The sequence below is a fragment of the Leeuwenhoekiella obamensis genome (genome assembly GCF_055391795.1).
Window position 1 is genome coordinate 701,644 of sequence record NZ_AP029251.1, and the last position, 21,037, is coordinate 722,680.

15 protein-coding genes, 1 tRNA gene and 1 other RNA gene are annotated in these 21,037 nt (G+C 39.5%); 7 read left to right on the forward strand and 10 right to left on the reverse strand.

Going from position 1 to position 21,037, the window contains the following annotated elements:
• From ACZ5L8_RS03115 to ACZ5L8_RS03125, 3 genes are all read right to left on the reverse strand, one after another.
• The gene (locus tag ACZ5L8_RS03115; RefSeq protein WP_464439687.1) at positions 1–1,107 is read right to left on the reverse strand and encodes a lactonase family protein; all 1,107 of its coding nucleotides are present in this window, start codon (positions 1,105–1,107) and stop codon (positions 1–3) included.
• Positions 1,108–1,195: 88 nt separating this feature from the next.
• Complete coding sequence (locus ACZ5L8_RS03120; protein ID WP_464439688.1) at positions 1,196–2,005, reverse strand: MBL fold metallo-hydrolase; 810 nt, start codon at positions 2,003–2,005, stop codon at positions 1,196–1,198.
• An 81-nt stretch (positions 2,006–2,086) separates the two neighbouring features.
• A complete protein-coding gene (locus ACZ5L8_RS03125) occupies positions 2,087–2,548 on the reverse strand; it encodes a GNAT family N-acetyltransferase (RefSeq protein ID WP_464439690.1) in 462 nt (153 codons plus the stop codon).
• Positions 2,549–2,648: 100 nt separating this feature from the next.
• Here ACZ5L8_RS03125 and ACZ5L8_RS03130 point away from each other — a divergent pair, with 100 nt between their 5' ends.
• The 3 genes from ACZ5L8_RS03130 (at position 2,649) to ACZ5L8_RS03140 (ending at position 4,703) form a co-directional block, all read left to right on the forward strand.
• Positions 2,649–3,809: a trans-sulfuration enzyme family protein gene (locus ACZ5L8_RS03130; protein ID WP_464439692.1), complete on the forward strand. Its 1,161-nt coding sequence runs from the start codon at positions 2,649–2,651 to the stop codon at positions 3,807–3,809.
• A gap of 14 nt (positions 3,810–3,823) precedes the next feature.
• Positions 3,824–4,540 carry a bacillithiol biosynthesis deacetylase BshB1 gene (gene bshB1 / locus ACZ5L8_RS03135; protein ID WP_464439694.1) on the forward strand — a complete coding sequence of 239 codons (717 nt, stop codon included), beginning with the start codon at positions 3,824–3,826 and terminating at the stop codon, positions 4,538–4,540.
• Positions 4,541–4,627: 87 nt separating this feature from the next.
• Positions 4,628–4,703 (forward strand) — tRNA-His (locus tag ACZ5L8_RS03140).
• Positions 4,704–4,846: 143 nt separating this feature from the next.
• Here the strand turns inward: ACZ5L8_RS03140 and ACZ5L8_RS03145 are convergent.
• Both ACZ5L8_RS03145 and ACZ5L8_RS03150 read right to left on the reverse strand, forming a co-directional pair.
• Entirely contained in the window at positions 4,847–5,878 is a 1,032-nt protein-coding gene (locus ACZ5L8_RS03145; RefSeq protein WP_464439696.1) for a M28 family metallopeptidase, read from the reverse strand.
• Positions 5,879–5,963: 85 nt separating this feature from the next.
• Positions 5,964–6,647 (reverse strand): HAD family hydrolase, encoded by a 684-nt coding sequence (locus ACZ5L8_RS03150; protein WP_464439697.1) that lies wholly within the window; start codon positions 6,645–6,647, stop codon positions 5,964–5,966.
• A gap of 162 nt (positions 6,648–6,809) precedes the next feature.
• Here ACZ5L8_RS03150 and ACZ5L8_RS03155 point away from each other — a divergent pair, with 162 nt between their 5' ends.
• Complete coding sequence (locus ACZ5L8_RS03155) at positions 6,810–12,110, forward strand: CHAT domain-containing protein (protein WP_464439699.1); 5,301 nt, start codon at positions 6,810–6,812, stop codon at positions 12,108–12,110.
• 185 nt (positions 12,111–12,295) lie between these two features.
• On the opposite strand, the gene ACZ5L8_RS03160 is transcribed toward ACZ5L8_RS03155, so the two are convergent.
• The 5 genes from ACZ5L8_RS03160 to ACZ5L8_RS03180 form a co-directional block, all read right to left on the reverse strand.
• Entirely contained in the window at positions 12,296–12,601 is a 306-nt protein-coding gene (locus tag ACZ5L8_RS03160; RefSeq protein ID WP_464439701.1) for a gamma-glutamylcyclotransferase family protein, read from the reverse strand.
• Between the two features lie 3 nt (positions 12,602–12,604).
• The gene (locus tag ACZ5L8_RS03165) at positions 12,605–13,870 is read right to left on the reverse strand and encodes a hypothetical protein (RefSeq protein WP_464439702.1); all 1,266 of its coding nucleotides are present in this window, start codon (positions 13,868–13,870) and stop codon (positions 12,605–12,607) included.
• A 152-nt stretch (positions 13,871–14,022) separates the two neighbouring features.
• A complete protein-coding gene (locus tag ACZ5L8_RS03170) occupies positions 14,023–16,563 on the reverse strand; it encodes a T9SS type B sorting domain-containing protein (RefSeq protein ID WP_464439703.1) in 2,541 nt (846 codons plus the stop codon).
• A gap of 11 nt (positions 16,564–16,574) precedes the next feature.
• Positions 16,575–18,152, reverse strand: a complete 1,578-nt coding sequence (locus ACZ5L8_RS03175; RefSeq protein ID WP_464439704.1) for a hypothetical protein — start codon at positions 18,150–18,152, stop codon at positions 16,575–16,577.
• The gene (locus ACZ5L8_RS03180; protein WP_464439706.1) at positions 18,149–19,207 is read right to left on the reverse strand and encodes a glutaminyl-peptide cyclotransferase; all 1,059 of its coding nucleotides are present in this window, start codon (positions 19,205–19,207) and stop codon (positions 18,149–18,151) included. Before ACZ5L8_RS03180 ends, ACZ5L8_RS03175 begins: the two co-directional genes overlap by 4 nt.
• Positions 19,208–19,296: 89 nt before the next feature.
• Here ACZ5L8_RS03180 and ffs point away from each other — a divergent pair.
• The 3 genes from ffs (at position 19,297) to fsa (ending at position 21,030) form a co-directional block, all read left to right on the forward strand.
• Positions 19,297–19,395, forward strand: an RNA gene (gene ffs / locus ACZ5L8_RS03185) — signal recognition particle sRNA small type.
• Between the two features lie 58 nt (positions 19,396–19,453).
• The gene (locus tag ACZ5L8_RS03190) at positions 19,454–20,257 is read left to right on the forward strand and encodes an SDR family oxidoreductase (RefSeq protein WP_464439708.1); all 804 of its coding nucleotides are present in this window, start codon (positions 19,454–19,456) and stop codon (positions 20,255–20,257) included.
• Positions 20,258–20,370: 113 nt separating this feature from the next.
• Positions 20,371–21,030, forward strand: coding sequence for a fructose-6-phosphate aldolase (fsa, locus tag ACZ5L8_RS03195; RefSeq protein ID WP_464439710.1), 660 nt, complete (start codon positions 20,371–20,373; stop codon positions 21,028–21,030).
• Positions 21,031–21,037: the final 7 nt, after the last annotated feature.

A 21,037-nucleotide genomic window follows, 5' to 3' on the forward strand; every position in this document is an offset into this window, starting at 1 on the left:
CTAGTCAAACAGTATGCAAACAGGCGAAGGAGCTGCGATCTCGCTTACAAAATCTAGCATTCCTGTGTTTGCGTCGCGCTTGTAAGAGACGATGTTGTTTGCGTTTTTGTTAGCCACAAGCAAGAAATCTTCGTCTGGAGAAAGTGCGAAATTACGAGGATGTTCACCACGCACAGATTCATATTCTAGCGCTTCTAGATCACCGTTTTCTTGCACTTTAAAAACAGCGATAGTTTCATGACCACGGTTAGAGGCGTACACAAATTTTCCATCTTTAGAAATATGAATATCTGCGCAAAAACTCTCGCCTTCAAAATCTTCTGGAAGCGTTGAAACGGTAGATGCAATTGTGTAATTATCGCCATCTTTCTTGATCAAAGTCACAGACGAGATAAGCTCATTAACCACATAGATCCAGTCTTCCGTAGGATGAAAAACAAGGTGACGAGGACCAACGCCTTCTGGTAGCATTAATTTATTTTTAAGCTTGATCGAGTCATTTTTTATAGTAGAAAACCACAATTCGTTTGTACCAAGATCTACCGAAACAAAATCCTTCTCACTTCCCGGTAAAAACCAAGTAGAATGCGCGTGCGGTGCAGATTGTCTCTCATCAGTGCCAGAACCTTCGTGTTGTTCTACGAATTTAAGATCAGATAATTTGTTGCCATCCAGTTTGAGTAAACCAATATTTCCGCCGGTATAATTTGCTGCAAGTACATCGCCATCTGCATTAACATTTACAAAGCAAGGATGCGCGCCACCGGTTTCGCTGTGACTCTCTTTAGTAAGCGAATCATTTTCTATTGCAAAAGATTCAATAGAGCCATTTTCATTTTCATTTACTGCCAACAACGTTTTGCCGTCTTTGCTTAAAGCAAGAAATGATGGGTTTTCGACTTTCGCCAAAAGGCCAATCTTACTCAACGTACCGTCTTCTAGAAGAGCATATTTATAAATGCCCTCGCTATCGCCATCTGTATACGTACCCAGATAAAAAGTCTGTTGTTTCATAGATTCTTTTTCGGCTGGAGTTTCCTGTTTTTTATCTGTTTTGCACGAAAAGATCGTCAATGCAAAAAGAGCTACGGCAATGTGTTTTTTCATTAAGTTGAGATTGAAGACCTCAAAATAGTGATTTTAATGAAAATAAAAAGCCCCAAATCAGGGGCTTCTCAAATTTATCGACGATGGTTTATCTATCAGCGTTAGGATACCAATCTAGCATCACAACTTCTATATCAGGATTACCCTCGTTTACTAATGTTTTAAATTTGTCTGTGTCGCTCATGCCGCCTTGCCCTCTAAAGTGATAAGGATACACTTGATCTGGAGCGAAATCTAGTACAGCTTCTGCCGCTTTATCAACCGTCATTGTGTACGGTAAATTCATACAAACAAATGCTTTGTTGATACCTTCTAGGTTGCGCATTTCAGGAATGTCTTCTGTGTCGCCAGAGAAATACACTTTGTAAGCATTTTTTGTGATCACATAACCGTTACCACGACCTTTAGTGTGAAATTGTTTTGCTTCTTCACGCAGGTTGTACATCGGGATGGCTTCTATCATAAAACCTTCCCAGTTTACTGTATCACCGTTTGCGATAAGCTTTGTCATGCCTTTTACTTTGCCTTCCATAGCGTCTATCACGGCTTGTGGAGCTAAAACGGAAGTACTGTCTGTAATCACGCCATTCAGTGTTTCGCTGTTAAGGTGATCTCCATGAATGTCTGTTACAAGGATTACATCAGGTTCTGGTTGACCTGCAAAAGCTTCTACACCGCCTACAGGATCGATATAAAATACTTTGTCATCCCAAGTAAAAACGGCTGTTGCATGCGATATAGGAGTGATCTCAAAATCGGCTTCTGCAGCGGGTTCTGGAGTTTCTTCCATTATTTGAGCTTCTGCTTTTTCAGCGTTCTCTTCTATGTTTTCTTTCTTTTCATTTTTGCATGACCATAGCGTGGCGATAGTCATAAATAGTAGAAGTGATCTTTTCATTTTAGTGTTGATTTGTGGAGTGGTAATTTCGGGAAAAACCTGTAGAACTCTGTTAAAGAGAGGATAAATGATTGTAGCGTTTTACAAGATCTTTTCCATTTTAATATCTGCACGCTCATAAGGTAAACCTTCTTCTAGAGCAATTTCTTCAAAGCCATACTTGCGGTAAATATGAATTGCATTCTCTAGTTTTCGATTTGAATAGAGAATGAGTTTTTCAGTTTTTATGCTTTTGGCGAAAGCCAAACAATGCTCCATTAATTGCTGCCCGATCTTTAATCCTCTAAACTGCTTGTCTACTGCCATTTTTGTGAGTTCGTAAATATTTTCTTCTATGGGCATAAGCGCGACAACACCAGCAGGTTGATCATCTACGAGCGCCACAAGAATATGGCCGCCGGGATCGAGGATGTATTTTTCTGGTTTACTAAGCACCTCTTCGTCATGTGGTTCTACATAAAAATAGGTGTTGAGCCACTCTAGATTTAGGTCTTTAAAAACCGTTTTATACTGAGGTTTGTAGGTGTCAAATTGTATTTTCATAGCGCAAATTTACTATGATTTGCTCAATTTTTATCAGCGGTTATAGGTGTTTTAACTGCGGTTGATTTTGTATTTTGGCATGACTGAAAAATCTATTACAATGAAGATCAAAAAACCTGGTTTAAATACTATTTGTACCCATGTGGGCGAGGTGAAGGATAGCCAATTCAAAGGTGCTGTTTCACCTATTTATATGTCAACATCTTATGCTTATGACAATGTTGAGGTGAAGCGATATCCACGTTATTTTAATACGCCTAATCAAGAAATGCTAGGTAAGAAGATCGCGATGCTTGAGAACAAAGAAGCTGGGATGATCTTTACTAGTGGTATGGCGGCTGTGAGTACTGCGATGTTAGCTTTTTTGCAGACTGGTGATCATGTGGTTTTACAAAAGGCGCTATATGGTGGGACTTTTAACTTTGTTGAGGAAGAGTTCGGTAAATTCGGTATAGAGTACACGTTTACAGAAGGTCTGGAGAGAGACGCTTTCGCGAAAGCGATACAGCCCAACACAAAAGTGATCTTTGTTGAGACGCCTAGTAACCCGTTAATGACGGTTACAGATCTTGAGATGGTGTCAACGCTGGCTAAAGAAAAAGGTATTCTTACCATGATAGACAACACTTTTGCGACGCCTATTAATCAGCGTCCGGGGGATTTTGGTATAGATATTATCATTCACAGTGCGACAAAATACATGGGCGGACATAGTGATATTTGTGCTGGTGCGATCGCCACTAGTGAAGAACACATGGAAGTTATCTGGAATAAAGCAAAAAACCTAGGTGGTAATCTTAGTGACTTTATGGTGTGGATGCTAGAGCGCAGTATGAAAACGCTTGTTCTACGTGTAAAACAACAAAATCGCAACGCAAAGAAGGTTGCTAAAAAACTTCTGAAAAACGAGCATGTAAGGGCAGTGTATTATCCGGGACTAAAGAGTCATCCTGATTATGAACTGGCAAAAAAACAGATGTCTGGTTTTGGAGGGATGCTATCTTTTGAACTTGCAGAAGGTATTGATGTAGATAGATTTCAGGCAGAGTTAAAGATGATAAAAGCTAGTATGAGTTTAGCGGGAGTAGAGAGTACACTTACCATCCCGATGAAAACTTCACACGGATTGTTATCACCAGAAGAACGCAAAAATCAAGGGATCGCAGATGGTTTAATACGACTTTCTGTGGGTATTGAAGACAAAGAAGATATTCTTGAAGATATTGAGCAGGCGCTAAAAAAAGTGGCTGTTAAGGCATAAAAAATTAAAAGATTTTGAAATTAGATATTCTCGCTATTGGCGCACATCCAGATGATGTAGAACTAAGCTGTGCTGGCGTTATTGCTAAAGAGGTAAGCAACGGTAAAAAAGTAGGTGTTCTTGATCTTACGCGTGGCGAACTAGGAACTCGCGGTACACCCGAAATTAGAGCTCAAGAAGCTGACGCTGCCGCGAAAATTATGGGCCTTAGTGCAAGAGAGAATCTAGGTCTGGCTGATGGTTTTTTTGAGAATAACAAAGAATCTCAACTTAAGATCATTGAGATCATAAGAAAGTACAAACCTGAGATCGTGTTTTGTAATGCTATAGATGATCGTCATATAGATCATGGTCGTGGAAGCAAACTAGCAAGTGACGCTTGTTTTTTAAGTGGATTAAAGCAGATCAAAACAATTCACAACGGAGAAGAGCAGGAACATTGGCGACCTAAGAATGTTTACCATTACATCCAGTGGAAAAATCTCACGCCCGACTTTGTGGTAGACATCAGCGGTTTTATTGAGACTAAAATGGATGCTGTGATGGCTTATAGTTCGCAATTTTATGATCCTAGTAGCAAAGAAGGAGATACGCCCATAAGCAGTTCTAATTTTAAAGAAAGTGTAAAATATAGAGCTCAAGACCTGGGAAGACTCATAGGGACTGATTATGCAGAAGGCTTTACTGCAGAACGTTACCCGGCGGTAGATTCAATTTTTGATCTGATATAAAGAATTTTTAAATAAACTATTGTTCAAATTGCGGAATTGCATTACATTTGCACCCGCATAATTCGATAGCGAATCATGTTTTAAAATGGTGGTTGTAGCTCAGTTGGTTAGAGCGCCTGATTGTGGTTCAGGAGGTCGTCGGTTCGAGACCGATCTTCCACCCGAAAGTAAAAATCCTCACAGTAATGTGGGGATTTTTTCGTTTATAGTGGTTTTGTTTTTATGGCTTTCGCCGAAAGGCTAATAAAAAAAGCCCCGCAAAATGCGAGGCTAGTGATTTTCTGTTTTTGGCTTTAAGCTAAATTCTTATTTGTCTACAGTGATTCTGTCAGGACGGTTTGCAAGTTCCCAAGCGGTAAGGAAAACTAGTCTTGCTCTCTTTGCCATTAATGGATACTCGATCTTGTCTGGAGTGTCTGTAGGTTTGTGATAGTCTGCGTGTACACCGTTAAAATAGAAGATCACAGGTATGTTGTTCTTAGCAAAGTTATAGTGATCAGAACGGTAATAGAAACGGTTAGGATCGTCTGGCGCATCGTATTTGTAATCTAGCGTCAGGTTGATATACTTATCGTTCATTTGCTCAGAAATCTCGTGTAGTTCTGTACTTAACATTTCAGAACCTATAAGGTAGATGTAATTGTCATCGTTAGGGTGATCAAAGTCCTTACGACCTATCATATCTATGTTAAGGTCAGCGATCGTGTTTTTAAGTGGAAAAACAGGATTCTCTGTGTAGTAACGAGATCCATAAAGACCTTTTTCTTCTCCTGTAACGTGTAAGAAAAGGATAGAGCGATGTGGTCTGTACCCATCTTTTACAGCTTGTTGAAATGCTTGTGCGATCTCAAGAACTGATACAGATCCAGAACCATCATCATCAGCACCGTTGTTTACAACACCATCATCTGTAACACCTATGTGATCAAGGTGAGAAGAAACTACAAGAATTTCGTCTGGTTTTGTAGAACCTTTAATAAAGGCAAGTACATTTTCTGAAGCTTTTATACCGCTTCCTGCTTTAAAGAAACTCTCTGGCACAGTCTGGAAGTAGTTACCTTCAATAGCTGGCTGGATTTTGTTATCTACATAAAAGTTTTTTAAAAACTCAACAGCTTTCTTTTGTCCTGGCTCACCAGTTTCGCGTCCTTCAAACTCATCTGAAGCGTATACATATAATAAATCCTTAAGGTCGCTTGCAGTAATAGTTTCTGCATACTTCATAGGATTTACTTTGCTAATGTCCTTCATTACTTCATCATCAGCATTCTTTTTTGGTCCGCATTTCACCATCACAAGCGAAGCAAGAACCAAACTAGGTAGGAATATTTTTTTCATTTTTATAAATTAAGTAAAGTGTTTATGAATGGATCCCTAGAAGTTTTCAGCAGGATCAGTTCATTTATGGGCTTAAAAATACGTATCAAAACACGATTTCAAACCAATTGTCATCACCTTTTTTGATAGCGCATCCTTTAAAGTCTTTCATAAAACCCTTAACGGCGTCTATTTCTTTAAATTCTGATTCTTTATGTGTGGTGGTCAGTACCACCACAGGACAATTACCGTTATTTGCTGTTTTTACCCCAGAAGGACTATCTTCAAAAACGATACAATCTTCCAGTTTTACATTGAGACCATTAGCAACTTTCTCAAAAACCTCAGGATTGGGTTTACCTTTTGATACCATTTTAGAATGCACAACAGTCGAGATATAAGGCTGTAAGTTAAGTTGGCTTACGCCAAATTCTACATTCTCCGGTGGCGCAGCCGTCCCGATACCCATAGGTATTCCTGCGGTCTTACATGCGTCAAGAAAAGATTGCAAGCCATCCAAAAGTTTTATATCATTCTCATAAAGATCACGATATTCTTTTTCTTTTTCCCAAGCGATTTGATCTGCCTCTTCTTTAGTGAATCTATCGCCAAAGAGCCGCTCCATAATCTCCTCATTAATACCATGCACTTCTTCTTGCACTTGTTTAATAGTTAGATCAAGACCCAGAGAAGCTAATTTTTTTTGCCAAGCTCTATGATGTACCATCATGTTGTCAATCATGGTACCATCCATATCAAAGATTATCGCTTTGGCTCTTATAGTTGTCATATTTGGCTTTTTCTCAAAGATAGATTTCGTGGCTCAGAATACATAGGGTAAATACGAATTTCCACTAGGGGTTTTTCCCCTGTTTTGGGTTAAAAATAGGTTGTGTTGTTAAAAATGTATAGATTTAATTAACTAACATTCAGTCAACTAAATTCAACCGCCATGAGCAAAGCTATTGTGTATGGTTCTGAGCAGTCGCAAGGTTTAGAAACCATTTCAGGAGAGTTCACACAATTCATTCCCGTTACGAGTATCATTTTGGAGAAATCCAGATCCGAAAGTAAAAAGATAGAACTAGATCTTAAGGAAGATGATATTGTGCAACTCACCTTTGATGATCATTCACAGTGGATAGGCAGCGCAGAGGATATCAATGAGATTTATGGCGCAGCGAATATCGCTAGATCTGCAGACGAAGATGTGATCTTTTTTGATTCGCAAATTAGCGGAGCAAATGTGAGTAGAGGTGGCATTGGTACTGTGATCGTCAAAGCGCTTACGCTTTTTAGCCCATCAAAAATTGATACGATAGATGATAAGATAGAGGATGTTAGTAAAGCGTTGGTGACAAAATTTGATCATAAATTCATGACGCGCCCCGGAATTTTTCGGGTTCTGGATGATTTTCAGTTGATCGAATCCAAGAAAATAAAAACCACCGAAACTCCAATTTTACTGCTCATTCACGGTACAATGTCAAACACCGTAGCAGCATTTGGCGATCTTAATACAGGTGAAAATCCTGCTTGGAAACAGTTGCATGAGACATACGATGGTAAGATTTTTGGCCTTGAGCATTATACACTTTCTCAAAATCCGTTTCAAAACGCACTAGATTTTCTTAACGCTTGCTCGCCGGGGATCACGCTAGATATTATGAGCCATTCTCGCGGTGGTCTTGTTGCAGATGTACTTAGCAAATGTGATAAAGACAACAATACCATAGGTTTTAGTGACTTTGAGCTAGGGCTTATGGCAAAAGAAGATAAAGATTCTTACGATCTAATGTTGGCCATAAATACGCTTGCGCGAAAATTAAAAATATCCGTTCGCCGGGTTGTTCGCGTTGCGGCACCAGCCAGCGGAACGACAATTTTAGGAAGAAGAATTGATCATTTCTTTAATGTTGTTCTTAATGCTTTGGGGCTAGCCACCGGCGGAATTGCGACTATTCCTTTAAATATGGTCAAAACACTCTTGCTAGAGATTATTGCAAAACGAGCAGATCCGCAAGCCATGCCTGGTTTGGCCAGTATGGTTCCTGATTCTGTTTTTCAAAAAATGCTTAATAACTCTGGCGAGACCATCACAAATGAACTTTATGTGATAAGCGGCGATGCAGAAGTGGGCGGTAAACTGATCGATTCTGTTAAAGTAATTCTAGCAAATCTTTTTTATTGGAAAGCAAATGATCTAGTTGTAGACACTCACAGAATGGATCACGGAGCGCCACGAGCACACGGTTTTTACAAATACCTTTCTCAAGATGCAAAGACCAATCATTTTAATTATTTCGTTAATCAAAATACCTGCGATGCACTGCTTCAAGCCTTTACTTTAAAGCAAGGCGAGACAGCATCAATGTTTACATATGTGCATAAAGAAAGTGCGGGCAGTAGAGGTGTGGTTCTTGATCTTTTCTCGATGGAAGGTGTGCATTATGATGAGGTGAGTGGTGAAAAACCCATTCTAATTTTGTTGCCGGGTATCATGGGATCAAGCCTTGATTACAAAGGCAAAAATCAATGGATAGATCTTAAAGAAATTAGTCGTGGTGCGGTAAAAGATCATCTGGATGTCTCCAAAAGTGGAGTGAAAGCATCTGGAGTGATCAAGAAATTCTACGACAAGTTCGTGCGATTTATGCAAGAATCACATGATGTTGTGACTTTTCCTTTTGATTGGCGTAATTCTGTGGTGCCAGCAGCTGCACAACTCGCTGAAAAGATTAAATATTTTATCGATAAATATGATCAACCTATACATATCGTGGCGCACAGTATGGGCGGTCTTGTAGTGCGTCAGGTGATGTACGAGCATAGCGACCTTTGGAAAAATTTTATCAATCGCAGCAGTAATAAGTTGGTGATGCTTGGCACGCCTTGGCTAGGATCATACCTTGTTATGGAAGTACTCACAGGGCATAGCAGCCGAGTTAAACAACTCACAATGATAGATTTTAAACACAATAAACGTGAGCTTATGGAGGTGTTTTCAAAATATATGGGTGTTTTTCATTTGTTGCCTTTAGAAGATGATGATAAGCGAAAATTTTGGACAAAAACATTCTGGAAAGAGATCAAGGAACTTTCTGGAGATCATATGGTCATACCAGAGAAAGAAACGCTTGACGAATTCCATAAATATCAAAAGGCGCTTTTACAATTCACGCAGCAACTTAAAAAAGAAGATCTCGAGAATGTGTATTACGTTGCTGGTATGGCAGATCAAACCGTTCATGATTATAGAGAGAAAAAGCGGTTTTTATCAAAGAAGAAAAAGCTGGTTTATCTCGCCACAACACATGGCGATGGCAGCGTGACTTGGGCCACAGGAATACCTAAGGAACTTCCAGAAGATAATTTGTACTACACCAGGACTTCACATGGCGATCTAGCGAATGACGAGGAGAACTTTGAAGGTTTAAGAGAATTGATCAAAGATGGTAAAACCTCAAAACTTTTAATTGATAGACCTATTGCAAGAGCAGGAGAGGTGATCAGCGAGATTCATGGAGTTTCAGAGCCTTTGCATGACCACAATGAAGTTGCAAATGTGATTTTTGGCGTAAAGCCAAGACTAGAAAGCGATGAAAAATTAAACACTCCGGTTACGGTTAATGTGGTTAATGCAGATCTTAAGATCAGCAAAAATCCGGTGATGATAGGGCATTTTTACAACGATGGCGTTTACAGTGCAGAGAGTGCGCTAGATAGATATCTTGATGGTAGACTTTCTCAACGTCATGCAATGGGCTATTATCCGGGTAAAATAGGCGAGAGTGAAGTGTTCTTCAACCTAAATACGATCCCAAAAGGTGCAATCATCTGTGGACTGGGAGCTGCGCAAGAGTTAACACATTTCTTGCTTGCTAAAACTGTTGAGATGGCAACGCTTAAATATGCGATGTTCATACGTGATAATTATACGCTTGCAAAGGTGAAGAAATACGCTGACGGAATTTCTTTTATTCTAATTGGTACCGGCTATGGTAGATTAAAAGTTGAAGACTCGGTTAAAGGGATCATGCTGGGAATCAGCAGGGCTAACGAATATATTAAAGCCACAGGTCAAGGTCTTAGAGAGATCACACAAGTAGAGTTCGTGAATTATTATGAATCGCTCGCAAGTCAGGCATATTGGGCTTTAAGCAGATTGCAGAATAGCGATAAACGCTTCAATTTTGAATTGGTTAAAGGACTCAAGAAAAAAGAAGGCGCTAAAAAACGGCAAACATACATAGATGAAGGTCACGAGTGGTGGCATCACTTTTTTGTAGATACGCTTCACGCGAAAAACCTTAATACAGATTCTAGTTATATTTCAGGGTTTAGGTATAATTCTTCGGCCGGTCTGGCAAGGGTAGAAGAGGAGCAGGTAAATATCCAAATGGGGCAATTAGAATCTTTGCTAGATACAATGTCACGTTCCTCAAAATGGGATAAGAGATTGTCAAAAACCCTTTTTGAGCTGCTTATTCCTAACAACTTTAAAGACATAATCCGTAACCAGAATAACATAGTTTTTAAGCTAGATCTAGAGGCTGCTCAATTTCCTTGGGAGATGTTTTATGACTCAATGGTAGATCAAACGCCTACGGTGGTCAGCAGCGGAATGATACGTCAATTAAAGACATCATTTTATGATGATTCTCAAATGGGAAGCATCAAGAATACTGCTTTAATTATTGGAGATCCTTTATATGAAGATGATACTTTACCACAACTTCCCGCTGCAGAGGCAGAAGCTGTTATGGCGGCAGATAAATTGTCTTCTTTTGGCTACGACACAACTGCGCTTGTCGGCTCACAGTCTGCTGAGATCATGATGCAAATGTTCTCAGATCAATATAAAATTCTGCATTTCTCAGGTCACGGCCTTTATGAACCTGAGAAAAACAAAGTGGGTATTGCCATCGGCAACGGTATTTGTATCAACCCTGCGATGATCAAGCAAATGAGTTATGTGCCAGAGTTTGTTTTTATCAACTGTTGCTACAGCGGTAAAGTGATCGCTAAAGATGATGCGTATGTGCGATCTCGTTATAAACTCGCGGCAAATGTGGGTACTCAACTTATTCAAATGGGTGTTAAGGCTATAATTGTTACTGGCTGGGCGGTTGACGATGCAGCAGCAGGAACTTTCGCAAGTACTTTTTATACTAAAATGATAGAAGGTTATGAATTTGGTACCGCTGTTCAGCTTGCGCGAAAAAAATGCTTCCAGGAGCACAAGTACACAAATACTTGGGGTGCTTATCAATGTTATGGGTACAGCCATTACAGATTAAATAATCGCCTGAAGAAAAAAGAAAACAAGATTGAATATGTGTTGCCATCGCAAGTATATATCGATATTGATAATTTATACAATCAAATAAAACACAGTGACTATGATAAAGCTATTGCTCAAGCAAAACTAAATTCTATTCTAGATAACGCTCAACGCAATGGTTTGTTAGACGGAAAAATAAGAGAGAAGGAAGCTTTGATCTACGACGAATTAAACCTTACAGACAAAGCTCTTGAGACATTCAGAAGTGTATTGACTTTAGAGGATGCAAATTTTAGTGTCAAGGTTTTAGAACATTTCTGTTTGTTACGTTCTCTTAATTTGTCAGCAAACAAAGATGATAGAGCAAAAGAGATCGAAATGATAGAGCGTCTTGCTATCGTAGGTCAGACGACTTTGCGTTTAGGGATTGTAGGTAACGCTTACAAGTTTGCATCAGCTCACGCTACCACAAAAGAGGAAAGAATTGCAGACCTTGAGATGGCGCTTTCTTTCTATAAACGTGCATACGATCTTAAAAAAGATCCCTATGACGGTGCTTATCTAGATGCGCTATCTAATGTGATTTTTATAGGCTATTTGCTATATCTAGAAGAAGCGATATCTAAAGAAGAAATCTTTAAACCTATTACAGATCTCCAACCTGTAGAATATCTAGAAGCCCAACATGCTAAACTAGATGATATTGATCCAGATGATACAGATATTTCAGCACTTCTAGGGATGGCAGAAGCGGGTTACGGTCTCATCTTGATCTCAGAAAATCCTACAGATAAACTATTAGACGATATTATTTCTAGGTTCCATAAAGTGTTTCAGCTGATGCATAGCTTGAGACAAATAAGAATTGAGAAAAGACAATTAGAATTTTTGATAGATCAAGAGAAGTTGCCAAAGGAAAAGAAGGAAGCTTTAGAGAAAATCCTTGAAGCGCTAGAGTTGTATCATTGATCTCTTTTGTTTTTTCGCTTACGCCAAATAAAATAAAAGATAATTGCAACAATAGGTAAGATAATGTAGATCGTGATATCAGCCCAACTGGTAAGATCTATTGGTGCGTTATTAGAATTATTTGGGACGTCTTGAGATACTTGCATGGCTTTCTTTTTCAGTTGTAAGAAAGGTAAGCAATTAAATTATGCGAGAATGTAAAGCCAGGCTTCTTTTCCTGAAGCTAACTTTTGTAATATTCTTTTGTAAGCGTCGCCCTCGTATTCATCGGTTATGGCTAATTCATCTTCAGTGATGTTGTAGACATTGCCTTTGATTAAGGTTGATGAGTTGTTAGAAGGGATGAGTGCTGGATACTTTTCGCCGCCAAGGCTAATGGAAATAATAGAATACCCAGAAATACTATCTGAAAAGAAATCAGGATTACGCTTATAAAGCGCTAATTGAATGTTTTGAAATTGAAGTGTGCCGTAAGAAAAGAGAAGCGGCATGAATTAGAAACCTGCTACAGTCTCCTCTGCGTTATCAAAGTTATTGATGATGTTCTTCTCAATGTTTGCGATACGCTCTTGCTCAACACCTACTTGATCCATACTAGCCATTAGCGTGTCGTATGCGTTAGCTGTGTCATCAAGATTGTTATAGAAGACTTTTAAGAACTCAGCCATCTTATCAGAACCAATGTTTTGCTCAAGAGCAAGGAGTTGGTAAGGATTAAGCGTTCTGTTCTTAAGAGAAGCATCAGCATCTACAACAGCTTGGTTGTATGTGTTAGAGATTAGAGCGAAGTGCTCTGGCTGAGAAGCCTTAAGATATTTTAAGCTTAAATACTTAGCAAGAGATCTATCATAATACTCGCGAGAAGCAGTTTGCTTACCAGCTAAGTTATTAAGGTATTGACCAGCGATCTCATGACTTAAAAAAGCAGCAAGATCTTGGTAGTTTGTATTTTCAGAAGTTCTAATTAGAGTAGAACCGCTTACCAACTCATGATTTACATCTGTAGGTAAGTAAGCATAAACAAGATTTTCTGGAGTTTGCTCACCAGTTAACTCATTATAAAAGTTAGAAATGCTACCTATAAGAGTCTCTAGTTTGCTAACGTCTGCAGCAGGAAGATTTACATAAGATGCATATTTACCTTTTGTAGTCTCGTAGTTACCCGCGATAAGAACAACATCTTTACCAGCTTTAGCACTGTGGAAGTCTCCTTGAGTTTCGCTAGTAATGCTACCGTTAAGAAGTGTGTTTGAGCAATCGCTGCAAGAAGTTTTGAAGTCATAAGTAAAAGCTACTTCTTCAGTGATGTCTATGTTATCAACGATAACAGGATACCACTTAGAATCCCCATAAGCTCTTAAGATACCTTCGTTAATAAAGATTTGAGAGCTGCGAAGTTCTCTCTTCTTACCTTCTTTGAACTTTTTAAGTTTTCCTGAAACTGCGATTTTAAGCTTGTCCCCAGTTGCAAATGGATTCTCAACAATTAGCTTATAAACGTAGTAGTCTTTATTGTCTTGTGGAACTTTAGCGCTAGCGATTCTCACATCGTTCATGTGAATAGCATCTACACCAAGTTGTTTGTTAAGTGCAAAGAAAAGTGTGTTGTCGCCAGTAGGAAGTTCAGAGATCTCATAAACACCTTCAATTGATCTTTCTTCGATCGAAAGGTCAATTACACCATCTAGGTGAGCAGTGTTTTGAGCAAATGCTGTGATCCCGATAAGAAGAAAAACAGCTGTTAAAAGTTCGTTTCGCATAATTTGAAAATACATTGGGGCTTGTATTATGATTCAAATGTATACAACAAAAATTTTTACTTGCAAAAAATAATATCAAACGTGCACTTTAACGTAAAACATGTGTATTTTATCGGAGACAAATGTCGATTTTACACTTGTGAAATACCGTATTATCGGCGTATTAGACTAAAATGCCCCTTTAACGTTAAAAGGTCACCATCGTAGTTTTTAACATTTGCTTTGAACCAATATTCTGAAGATGGAAGTGGTTTTCCGACGAATGTACCATCCCATTCTGGCTCTCCTGGACCAAGCTGTTTTATAAGCATCCCATAGCGGTCAAAGATCTGGATATTCAATTCTCTAAAGTACTCAGATCTTAAGCCAAGAACACCCCAAGTGTCATTAATTCCGTCGCCATTAGGTGTAAGATATTTTGGGAAGCCTAGAACAGGAATTGCTATTACTGCTTGCGCACAGCTTGTTTTATCATTTACGTACAATTGACGAATGCCTGGCGCTACGTTTGTAAAGACATTTTCGTCTTGATATGGGCCAAAAACATCTTCCAAAGCATACTCATAGTCACCATTGCCCAAATTGGCCTCAATGATCGTGATAGTGTTGTTTTCGCCATCACTTTCAATGGTAATATCATCTAATGTGATCGATAGCGGTTGCGCTAGCTCAACAGTAAAAGTAGAATCAACCGTGCAGCCTTCATTTGTCGAAACCTCAAGCGTGTAATCTCCTGGTGAAGTTGCATCATAAAATGCCGCTGTGCTTAATGTATTGTCTTGCGCATCTGCCCATCTGTATGTGTACACATCTTGCGGATTGATCGCACTTATTCTCAACGAACCATCCTCTATACAATATGGGCCTTGCGGCGAAATAGAGAATTGTGGAGGTGTGTCTACCGTAAGTCTTAATGCAGGCGCTATCCCGTAACAGCCTGTTCCATCTATTTTTTCCGCTCTAGCGAAAAGAACTTCTTCATCAGGAATCTCATTTGTGTATGCAGTTGTATTTTGAATGGCGTTTACTTCAGCCAAAGCATCTTCGTACGTTCTATGCAGAGAAATTGCGATGTCTTGAGGGTTGGCAAATTGATTGCGCATATCTTCAATTGATGGTGTAAGATCAAAGGTGTAAATACCGTCAGGTGAATCTATTTCGTCACAAACAGTTATTGCGTATTCATAGTTTGGCGGAAACGAAGCATTACTTGCCACAAGATCAACGGTAGCAAATTGATCGCAACCGTTATCTTGTCTTATTCGGCTGTAAACGGTAGAATTTGTATCGTTCCTATAAAGCGCTGAAGTGTCAATTCTATTGTATCCATTTTGGGCGTCAGCCAAAGAATTATAATAAGTAAGCGTGAGTGATGGATCATCGTTAGGATCAATTAAAAAATCAGCCTCGGTTAAATTAAAACCAGTAATTCCATCAGCAGTTCCATCTTCATCACAATTCTCTAGAGTTACATTTTGATTGATCGCGGCTAGCTGATCAACTCTCGCAACAACGGGATAGCGCTCTGTGTGGCATGACGAACTTGGGATCTCAGCATAAAAGGTAGTCGTGCTATTTATGCTAGGTGTTGTAAAACTATCTCCAGAACCTAAAATAGTTGTTGAAGTAGGAGAGGCGTACCAATTGATCGTCTGGTTAAAAGAAGCTTCACCGGTTAATGTCAAAGTCCCTGGACCGCAACGATCATCGCCATCAAACTCAGGTTCTTCCTCGATCACGATTCTCGTATCATCAGAAATTTGTAAAACAGGATCTCCCGGCATACCACCAAATTCTACAATATATCCTGCCGTATTATCTGCGGCACCGCTACCACCTTCTATACGCAGGTCATTCCAAGTTCCGTTAAGGTTAGGATCATTTTGATTTGCATAAATGTGTGCGTAATCTTCATTATTCAGGTTGTTTGGTTCTCCATTATTCCAGTTTGCATAATTAGGAGAAGAGCCATTTGCTGCCCCATTCCAGAATACGGTTCCCGCTTCTGGGCCGGTTGCCCATTTCCATACGCCTTCTTGATCTTCATCAGTTCCGCCTATCCATCCAGCGCCACCGGCTTGTTCACCGGCAAATTCTGCTTCTTCTTGTGAGGTTAATGTTGCTAGATATCCTTGCAAACCGTAGAACGGTTCATTTTCGGCTTGTGTTTTCGCATTATCCCAACGCAAATTATTAGCGGGTACATATTTGTAATAATGTCCCGTACTGGGTAAATAGTTGGCATCAGCTACAGTTATAGAAAATTGTCTTTCGCCGGAAGGCGTAGTGCTATTATTTGTATACACCACATCTTGCACTGCCGCGATCACATCACTGTAAAGGATCTCTCCTCCGGTTGCGCTAGTTAGTGTCAATTTTCCTTGAACTGAGCTCCAGCTTGTTTGTATGTTAGGGTGATTTCCTGAAAGCGTTAAACGGTCTAGAGTGCTTACATATCCAGAAGAGATCTGAATGTAGATCGCTTCGATCCCGGTGTCATCTGGGTCTACAATATTAAATGCCGTTGTAATGGGTAATTGTGATGATGCACAATATACTTGATCTCCCGTTGCGGTTACAACTGGGGCGACATTTGGAGCTTGCGCCAAAAGAATTTGTGAATTACCCCAAAAAAATAGAACTGCTAAACCTGCGGCTATTTTATAAGTTAAAGAAGAAAAATTGCTTTTCAAGGAAAATATATTTAGTTGTCTTCGTCAAAAGTAATGCTCTCGTACGCACCTGAATCTGGCGCGCTTGTTCTGGCGGTTCCCAGAATATCTTGCGGAGTTTCTGCTGCAATTGTGGGGCTAGCAAGTGCATTTGCAGCGCTCTCATTACTGATGCGAAGGTCGTTATCATAAGGAGCCTTAAAGGCCGGCTCTTCGTTGGTCACAATATTAGAATAATAGGTCGAGTTAGAAAAATTGTAAAAACTGTCTTCATCTGCTTGGCTCGATCCGGTTTGAAAAAGTAGTAAGCTGTTATTAAAATTGAAATTAAAAGCTGTGCCTTCTACTTTTGTAATGTTCAATTCTTGCTGCTGATTGCCGTAGATTATGCTGTTGCTAAAAGTTGCTTGATCCAAGTCTGCTGCGAGAATCTCATTTTCTGTTTGCAGATAATTGTCAATTGTGAGTGCTGCAAAATTTCGTATTCCTTGATTCCAGTAGTTTGCGATAGTGCTGTGCGCAAAATTGTAATTACCGCCTAGTCTTAACCATACAGAAGTTAAACCGGAATTATTCACGACAAAATTTGATGCGTTTACGCTTGAGTTTACGCAATACAAACCAATGTTACTGCTGTTGTAGATCTGCGTATTTTCAATTTCTACGTCTGTATTTTCGCCATCATACTCTGTATCTGCGATGAGAGCGATTGTAGCATTTTTTATGGTGGCATGTGAGATGGATGCTGAGCTTTTTGGTGTAAGCCAAATTGTGCCCCATTGCCCGGGAATTTCAGCAAATAGTGGTTCTAAACGGTCACCTTCTAGAATTACTTCGTTTTCTTGAAATTCTTGATCAGCGCTCAGGGTGCCATTAATTTCTAGTCTACCGTCTGCGCCCACAATGATACCGCTGTTTTCATGAAAGTGTAAGCGCACGCCGGCTTCAATAGTTAATGTTTTGTTTGTGCCCACGCCCAGATATCCATAAATAACATAGGGCTTTTCATTTGTTAAGGTAAGTTGATCATCATCAAGCACAAATCCTTCTATGCGCAGTTCGTTGCCTTGATCATCTGTGCCAAGGTTTATGGTTTCTACGATGCCTTGCGCGTCTTTTTTAGGAAACAAGAAAACCGCATCCTGAATTAAAGTTACGAGTTCAACTTTTTGAGTTGTGCCGATGCTTTCAAATTGCAGCGCATCTGTGTAGAGAAAGTTGTTCTTTTCGCCGGAAGGCAAATCCTCAAAATTCACAGTGGTCTCTACAAAGACAAAAATGCTGTCTTTTGCGAGGATATTAACGTCTGTAAATTCTTTACCTGCAACGCCATCAAAGTTGAGGCGGTAAAGAGAATTTTCATTTTTTGCAAGCGCCACCCGCGGGATGTTGATGTCTTTATTACTGCGATTGTAAACTTTGAGCGTGTATGTGCTACTGCCAATATTTGAGAAAACCGTGTCTAGAAAAATGGTGTCACGGCTAAATTCTAAATTGCCCTCGCTAGGCGTAGTTGCAAAGTCATCTCTGCACGAACTCGCAAGCAATGTAAGGGTCAAAACCCCGACCAATAAAAAAAGATTTTTTAAAGGAGCGAGGCGATTTTTCATTCTTTAATGATCTTGATCTCAAAAAGTTTGTTCCAGTGTTTACCGGTCACAAAAAGTCTGTCTTCGTCTGCTTTGTAAGCGATGCCATTAAGAACTTCGTTGTCCTTGTCAAGATCGTTTTGCACTTTGTTTTTTAATGATCTAAGATCGATCACGGCCTCGATCGCGCCACTTTCTGGATCAATGATCGCGATGCTGTCATATTGATAAGTGTTTGCGTAGATCTTGCCGTTTACCCATTCTAGTTCGTTAAATTCTCGTCTAACCTTCTTGTTGTCTGTGATCTCGATGTAGTCTGTTTCGGCAAGGGTTTCTGGGTCTAGCGTCCAGATCTTAGAAGTCCCGTCGCTTTTGTAGATCACGTTACCGTCATTACATAAACCCCAACCTTCTTTACTCTCGTTGTACGTAAAACTGTCTGTTTTTTCTAGCGTTTCAGGATTATAAACAAAGCCCACATTCTCACGCCAGGTAAGTTGTATAAGCTTATTGTTTATAAGGGTTAGCCCTTCGGCGAAAAACTTATCTTCAAGATCAATGTTCTTAATGATCTCTCCGGTTTCAAAGTTGGTTTGCATCAAGCTAGATTCGCCATACTGACCAGCACTTTCATAAAGAATACCATCTTTAAATTCTAAGCCTTGAGTGTATGAACTTACATCATGTGGATATGTGTTTACGATCTCGTATTTATAAACCTTAGGAGCAACAGTATTTAAGACTGAAAGTTCTTCAGCGATCTCATCTGTATTGCCGTCTGCATAAAGTTTAGCGACAAGTGTTTTCTTGCCTAGTTTTTTCAGTTCAACCTTTTTTGTGAAGGCTTTAAAGTCTGTGGAGCTTCCTAAACGCTTATTGTCTAAAGTATAAACGACCGAGTCAATGGTTGCGCCGTTTTTTGGCGTAAGCGTAATAGAAAGATCGCTGCCGTTAACAATTGCATTTTTATCTGCATTTGTGGTTAGTTTAAACTTTTTTGCCAGGTCTTTTCCGTTACCGCACGAAAGTAAAGAGAGGAGTAGTGCAAAGAGCGCCAGTCTTTTATAGAGAGTCATTTTTACTGCTTAATTTTTTGACAAGGTATTATAATAAATTCGGTTTAAAAAACATTGTGGCAACCATTCTCTTGCCTTATATTTGCGCCCGGCAAGTCCTACACAACCAGCTCCTGTTTAATCCCCCAGGGCGGGAACGCAGCAAGGGTAGATGGTCGTAGCGGTGTGATGTAGGTAGCTTGCCTTTTTTTGTGCCTTATTTTGAAGTGTTTTTTCTTCGCTTAATATTCAGATAAACAACGCACTATGTCAAAAATAGTTCTCATTACAGGAGCTTCTTCAGGAATAGGTAAAAGCATCGCAGAGTTTCTTGTTACAAAAGGATATACCGTTTATGGTACTAGTAGAAGTCCTAAAGAAAGCATCATTAATGGTGTGCATTTTTTAGCACTAGATGTAACCAAAAAAGAGACAATCACTGCCGCAGTTGATACTTTGATAGAAAAGGAAGGTAAAATTGATGTGCTTATCAATAATGCAGGTAAGGGAATCACCGGACCATTAGAAGAAATTCCAGAAGAAGAAATTAAAGCTGTTTTTGAGACTAATTACTTTGGACCCATTAATGTGATGAAAGCTGTTTTGCCAGCTATGCGTAAGCAGCGCGAAGGGATCATTCTTAATGTAACTTCTATCGCAGGATATATGGGCTTGCCGTATCGCGCACCATATTCGGCTACAAAGGGAGCGCTTGCCTTAACTACAGAGGCGATGCGTATGGAGCTTAAAGAATTTAATATAAAGCTCGCTAATGTTGCTCCGGGAGATTTTGCTACAAATATAGCTTCGGGTAGATACCATGCGCCGGCAGATGAAGCTTCTCCATATTATAAGAACTATAATATGTCGCTTAACCTTATGGATGAGCATGTGGATGATGGCGGCGATCCTATGGAGATGGCAAAGGCGGTTTACAAGATCATAAATACTCCTAATCCTGAGGTGCATTATAAGGTAGGTGCTTTTCTGCAAAAAATCTCTGTGAAGCTCAAAGGCTTATTGCCTAACAAGATGTTTGAGAAAATGCTACTTAATCATTATAAGCTTTAGTATTTTGGCGAAAGCCAAAACAATCTAAACAACCTTTAAATTACTGTAAAGAAGGTAAACACTTTGCTTGCGTTTGCCTAACTTTGAAGAAGATATAACTCAAAACCAAAAAGATGAAATTTTTTATTGATACAGCTAACCTTGACCAGATTAAAGAAGCTCAGGCGCTGGGTGTGCTTGATGGGGTTACAACAAACCCGTCTTTAATGGCAAAAGAAGGTATAACTGGTAAAGACAATATTCTTAAGCATTATGTAGATATCTGCGAGATCGTAGAAGGTGGTGATGTAAGTGCAGAGGTTATTGCTACAGACTTTGACTCAATGGTTAAAGAAGGTGAAGAACTTGCTGAACTTCATGAGCAGATCGTAGTAAAAGTACCAATGATAAAAGACGGTGTGAAGGCGCTTAAGTATTTTAGCGATAATGGTATTCGCACAAACTGTACTTTGGTTTTCTCTCCTGGGCAAGCGTTATTAGCGGCTAAAGCTGGTGCTTCTTACGTTTCTCCATTTATCGGTAGACTAGATGATATTTCTACAGATGGTCTTAACCTTATTGCAGAGATCCGTCAGATCTATGATAACTATGCTTTTGAAACCGAAATCCTTGCAGCTTCTGTGCGTCACACTATGCACGTGATAGAGTGTGCTAAGCTAGGTGCAGATGTAATGACAGGACCACTTTCTTCTATTGAGGGTCTTCTTAAACACCCATTAACAGACATAGGTCTTGAGAAGTTCTTAGAAGATTATAAAAAAGGTAATAATTAATATTTGC